The sequence below is a fragment of the Streptococcus parasanguinis genome, assembly GCF_001578955.1.
Taxonomy (GTDB): domain Bacteria; phylum Bacillota; class Bacilli; order Lactobacillales; family Streptococcaceae; genus Streptococcus; species Streptococcus parasanguinis_U.
Genome location: NZ_KQ969690.1, coordinates 402,768 through 408,179 on the forward strand (window position 1 = coordinate 402,768; position 5,412 = coordinate 408,179).

A 5,412-nucleotide genomic window follows, 5' to 3' on the forward strand; every position below is an offset into this window, starting at 1 on the left:
ATACAATGCCTATTGCAATATCTGCAGTAGATTATATACTTGAAAATAAATTAGATATCGAAGAAATTGTTAAGGGAATAATTTCTTTAAGTGAAACTTTAGAAAAGCTACATGAAAAAGATATTTGTCATCGTGATATAAAGCCTTCTAATATTTATTATTACAATAACAGATTTGCATTTGGCGATTTTGGATTGGTTGATTTTCCAAATAATACAGATGACTTTACTAAATCTGATAAAGGGCTTGGAGCAATTTTTACTATTGCACCAGAAATGAAGCGAAATCCTAAAAAAGCAGATAGTAAAAAAGCAGATGCTTTTTCGTTAGCAAAAACAATGTGGATGTTTTTAACTAATAATGAAAAAGGATTTGATGGGGTATATAATTATTTAGATCCTAGCCATAGTTTACGCTATTTGGAGCAATATAAAAACACCCATCTTGTAGAAATAGATGAACTACTCAAAGATTCTACTGATAATAATCCAGATGTTCGTCCAACAATTGAGGAATTTAAGGAAAGATTAATTAATTGGATTGATGTATATTCTGACATAGATAAATCTCAAGCCAGTGACTGGAATTTCCTAAATAAACAGTTATTTGGACTCATTCCTCCAGAATCATCAGCATGGAGGAATATTAATAAAATTGTGAAGATTCTAAATATTATTGGTAAAACACCTGCATATAATCATATGCTTTTTCATGATAAAGGTGGATTGGACTTTTCTTTTGCAGAAATAGCAGATGAAGAGAACTGTATAAAATTGTATGATACATTAGGTTTTTGTTATATAGTAAGACCAAAAATATTATATTTTGAAGGGTTCAATGAAAATTACAGGTGGAATTATTTTCTGTTGGAATTTGACAAATTATCTCCTATTCTCAGCGCAGAAGACGATTGTGATAATGAACATTTAGTTGAGGATTATCCTGCCCATTATGTTTCGGCTCAATATGCACAATACGGTGTTTATGATTATGAAACAGCAATTCCTTTGCCCGAAGGATTTAAAACAGTATACCGTTATATTAGGGGAAAATTCTTAATTGTATTGAAAAATGGACCGTACAATGGAATAAATGGAACATATGATGGAAGACATGGTGATTGCAGTGCTAGTGAATTTAGAAATTATATCGAATATCTGTTAAATCTTTATTCAAAATTATATCAGTATATAAAGAGTAATGATGAGTTTAAGGGTTTACCGGATGAAAAAATCGAAGATAGAATATTAAATTCGGGAGAATTTAATAAAAATCCGTTTAAAAAAGATTTGTTTAAGGAATATGATGTATCTAATAGAAAGAAAAAATATTCAGAGCGTAAAAAAAGCAAAGATTATATAAAACAAAATTTTATGAATTGGGACTTTTGCGATATGCTCCAAATTTGTCCATTGACGAATTCTGCGACTATAAAATTTGTCTTTGAATTTTTACCTTCGGGAAATGAAATTTCTTTAGGACTATTTGAAGAAATGAATTATTATATTTGTACAGATGGACACATTAAAAAAATGAATCCATATTCAGATGAGAAATGTTTTTGTCTTTATGATAGAAAAGCAGCTATTGATTTAGAATATAATCTTGAAAAAAGAGTTTCCGAAATTCTTAAACAAAATGGTTTTGCAGAGCTAGAATACGAAACATATTTTTCGGTGAGAGCAATTAGATGCGGAAAACCCATACATTTGTTTACTAAGCAGGAAATTGAGGAGGCTATGAGAAATGCAGATGATAGGTTAGATAATCAGCTTGTAATTGATGAAAATGGATATGCAAAAGTAATAGAAAGAGATGAAGGTTCTTATTTATATCCAGTGAGACATGAATTATGGTGTTCAGGTAATATGTATGTAGGTAAATATTCAAGCTTATCTACATTAGAAGATGATTATATATCATCATTGCAGGGATGGCTATTATATTTAAAAGCAGGAAGACCTCAGTATATGGAGTATGTACATGATAATCGTAATGAAATAGATTTAATACAAGAAATTATGACTTATTATTAAATTTTAATATTTAGCTGATATAACATCATAATAGCCTAATTAAAAAAGAAAGGATGATAAGACAAAATAGTTACAAAAGCCTTAAACATCAAGTAATATAATAGTTGTGGATATGTTTGGAAATAGCCTAACTATTACATGTTGAGTGCGTGGTATTGATGTCAAAAGTACAAAAGACCGATTGATAAACTATACAATTTTATCAGTAATACCTATTTTTCAGACTTCCAAAATAATAGTTGTTTTATTGCCCAAGGTTTGATGGCTGGTGTAGTTCCATTTTAGGTATAATAGAAAGGTTTAATAGATAGTGAAATCAAAAAAATTATTACTCATAAACGGAATCAGTGCCATCATTGGATTTTATGTGATTGGTTACGCCTCTTCTGATTTTGAGGATTTTAAAATTTTTCATTTAATCTATCAGTTTTTTGAATCTCCTTCTAGTGGTACTATCGTCAATGTAATCTGCTTTATTTTACTTATTTTAGCTTTTATAGCATTTTTTCTTCATGATGAGGGCTCAAAAGTCAATAAGAAAACCTATCAGTTTCTGTTTACTGCATCCATTCTTGGTTTTGCCCCCTTTTTTTCCTATTTTTCTTGTATATTAGCTTTAGTTTCAGGTGTTTTGTATCTGACAGACTATGTGAGTTTATCTACGAAAGACGTGTAGGAGTTAAATCATTGTAGCTTTAATTTTTTTAATGAGTTATTGGTTCTGTTCGTCCAAGCTTATAGATGGAGTTTCAATAGCACAAATGATATAATCAGGTACTAGAATTTTAGAGATATCTTTAAGGAGAACAATAAATGAAAAAAATTATGGTAATCATCAATCCAACCTCTGGTGGCGAAAAAGCCTTGGATTATAAGGTGAAACTGGAGAATAAAGCTAGAGACCATTTTGAAGATGTGGAGATTAAAATTACGGAGAAAGCGCAAGACGCCACAAACTTTGCAGAAGAAGCTTCTCGTGAGCGATATGATGCTGTTCTTGTTTTTGGTGGAGATGGGACTGTCAATGAAGTAATCTCTGGTATAGCGGAAAAAGACTACATTCCTAAACTAGCGATTATCCCAGGAGGAACTGGAAATCTCATTACGAAACTATTAGAAATCAATCAAGATATTGATGGTGCCATTGACGAACTCGATTTTAATTCTACCAATAAGATTGATATCGGAAAATCAAATGGAAACTATTTTGGCTACATTTTTAGTATTGGTTCACTGCCAGAAGCCATCCACAACGTTGGGATAGAAGATAAAACGAAGTTTGGCATGCTCGCCTATGCGATTAATACTATGAAGTCTGTTGTTACAGATCAAGCATTTAATATTACTGTTGAGACAGAAAAAGGAAATTACATCGGCCCTGCCAGTCATGTCTTGATTCTCCTTACAAATTATTTCGCTGACAAGAAGATTTTTGAAGAAGACAAGGATGGTTATGCCAATATTTTGATTTTAAAAGATGCATCTATTCTTACTAAATTGTCAGTTATCCCTGATTTATTAAAAGGGGATGTTGTCGTGAATGAGAATATCGAGTATATAAAAGCTCGTCATATAAAAATTTCTTCTGATTCTGAATTAGAAACGGATGTTGATGGTGACAAATCTGATGACCTACCGGTAGAAATCAAGGTGCTAGGTCAGCATATCGAGGTCTATTCTCAACCGAAAGAATAAGATTTTTAAACTTTGACAAGTCTTTTTAACGATATTTTTTTAATAAAGGAATGCCTATGAAATTTAAAAGATTAGCGACTATTGGTCTTTGCTCAACACTTCTTTTGACTTTAGTAGCTTGTAGTCAAACTCAAAAGACTTCTGATAGTATTGCTGAAACTTCAGTGACTCAATCACAGTCGAATCAGGTTTCCTGGAAAGCAACTTATAGCAATTTGAACAATCAACCGAGTGCAGAAGAAGTTCGGAATGCCTTGGCTGCACATTTGGATAAAGATAGTGTCGATGCATTTTTCAACCTTGTCAATGATTACAACGAGACTGTCGGTTCAGTAGGCTTAACTGGGGATTTTTCTACATTTACCAAAACAAACTATGATGTTGAAAAGATAAGCAATCTTTGGTCACCTAAAAAGGGTGATTTTGTCGGTACCAACTGTCGTATTAACAGTTATTGTTTATTAAAAAATTCTATTGAAATCCCTAAGTTGGAAAAAGATGACTCCTTATTATTCCTAGATAACGATGCCATTGACAAAGGAAAGGTCTTTGGTGCAGAAGACAAGGATGCTTTTGATATTTTATTCTCAAGAGTCAAGACCGAAGCAACGACAGATGTTAAGGTGCATGCTGCAAAGATGGAAAAATTCCTTTCTCAATTCAAGTTTAATGAAAATGCAAGAATGCTCTCCGTAGTCGTCCATGATGACTTGGATGGTCAATCCCTCTTTATTGGCCATGTCGGCATACTTGTGCCAAGCGAGGACGGTTATCTCTTTGTCGAAAAGTTAACTTTTGAGGAGCCTTATCAAGCCATCAAATTTGCGACCAAGGAAGATTGTTACAAATATCTAGATACAAAATACGAAAACTATACAGGTGAAGGTCTAGCTAAGCCCTTTATTATGGACAATGATAAGTGGGTTCAATTTTAAAGGATGGCATTGAAATGGAAGTAGTACTAGCATTCATAATAATTGTTTTAATCGGAGTATGGGCTGTTTGGGTTATCAAGGCAAACCAGCATAGACCAAGAAATAATGAAAGATTTATTGGTTATATCAATCGATACGATGAGGATGGTGAACCCTACCAAGCAGAGATTTGGGAAGTCAGTGAAGATGAGGAGTAGACATATGGAATTACAAGATTTTACGAAACAAGAACAAGAAATGATTAAAAAGGGATTAACTTTCTCTAAGCTGAACGATAAGGAAACTGCTGACAAAATTATCGCGCTGATTCCTCAAGAATACATTAAGCGTATTCCATTTTTCGTTAGAAAACATGCGATTACACGTACGATTAAGAGAATCTCGCTTGAGTATCCGGAATTGTACGCTGTAGCTGAACAAGAAGGCCAACTTCCTGAAAAGGAAGCTCAAGAATTGCGCCAAATTCTGACTGATATTTTCCAAGAAAAAATGAATAAGCATAAGATTAAATAAGTTTTGAGATTTAGAAATAAGATGTCGATTGAACATTAGGAGTTGAGAATGGCTATTGATGGCGTTAAAATCATTGACAGTGATCAAGGTTATGACATTTACAATGAGGTAGTTGGTCGCTATAGAGACGGTGAACAGGTGGCGAATATCATCAAGGATATCCTCGATGCGGAGAATGATTACTGTCAAACAGACTTTTTTACAGAAATTTATTGGACTGCTCTTGCCTACTC

6 protein-coding genes and 1 pseudogene are annotated in these 5,412 nt (G+C 32.8%); all 7 read left to right on the forward strand.

Features of this window, described 5'->3' with window-relative positions:
• Window positions 1-2,036: protein kinase domain-containing protein (locus tag SPADD19_RS05785; protein WP_241496490.1), on the forward strand; the 2,036-nt coding region annotated here is incomplete at its 5' end.
• 310 nt (window positions 2,037-2,346) lie between these two features.
• Window positions 2,347-2,712 carry a hypothetical protein gene (locus SPADD19_RS12660; protein WP_061455487.1) on the forward strand — a complete coding sequence of 122 codons (366 nt, stop codon included), beginning with the start codon at window positions 2,347-2,349 and terminating at the stop codon, window positions 2,710-2,712.
• A 137-nt stretch (window positions 2,713-2,849) separates the two neighbouring features.
• Entirely contained in the window at window positions 2,850-3,731 is an 882-nt protein-coding gene (locus SPADD19_RS05795) for a diacylglycerol/lipid kinase family protein (RefSeq protein WP_061455488.1), read from the forward strand.
• A 56-nt stretch (window positions 3,732-3,787) separates the two neighbouring features.
• Complete coding sequence (locus SPADD19_RS05800; RefSeq protein ID WP_061455489.1) at window positions 3,788-4,666, forward strand: DUF4300 family protein; 879 nt, start codon at window positions 3,788-3,790, stop codon at window positions 4,664-4,666.
• Window positions 4,667-4,680: 14 nt separating this feature from the next.
• Complete coding sequence (locus SPADD19_RS05805) at window positions 4,681-4,863, forward strand: hypothetical protein (protein WP_061455490.1); 183 nt, start codon at window positions 4,681-4,683, stop codon at window positions 4,861-4,863.
• A 4-nt stretch (window positions 4,864-4,867) separates the two neighbouring features.
• Window positions 4,868-5,179 carry a hypothetical protein gene (locus SPADD19_RS05810; RefSeq protein ID WP_061455491.1) on the forward strand — a complete coding sequence of 104 codons (312 nt, stop codon included), beginning with the start codon at window positions 4,868-4,870 and terminating at the stop codon, window positions 5,177-5,179.
• A gap of 48 nt (window positions 5,180-5,227) precedes the next feature.
• Window positions 5,228-5,412: pseudogene (locus SPADD19_RS12665) on the forward strand (hypothetical protein); the annotation flags it as partial.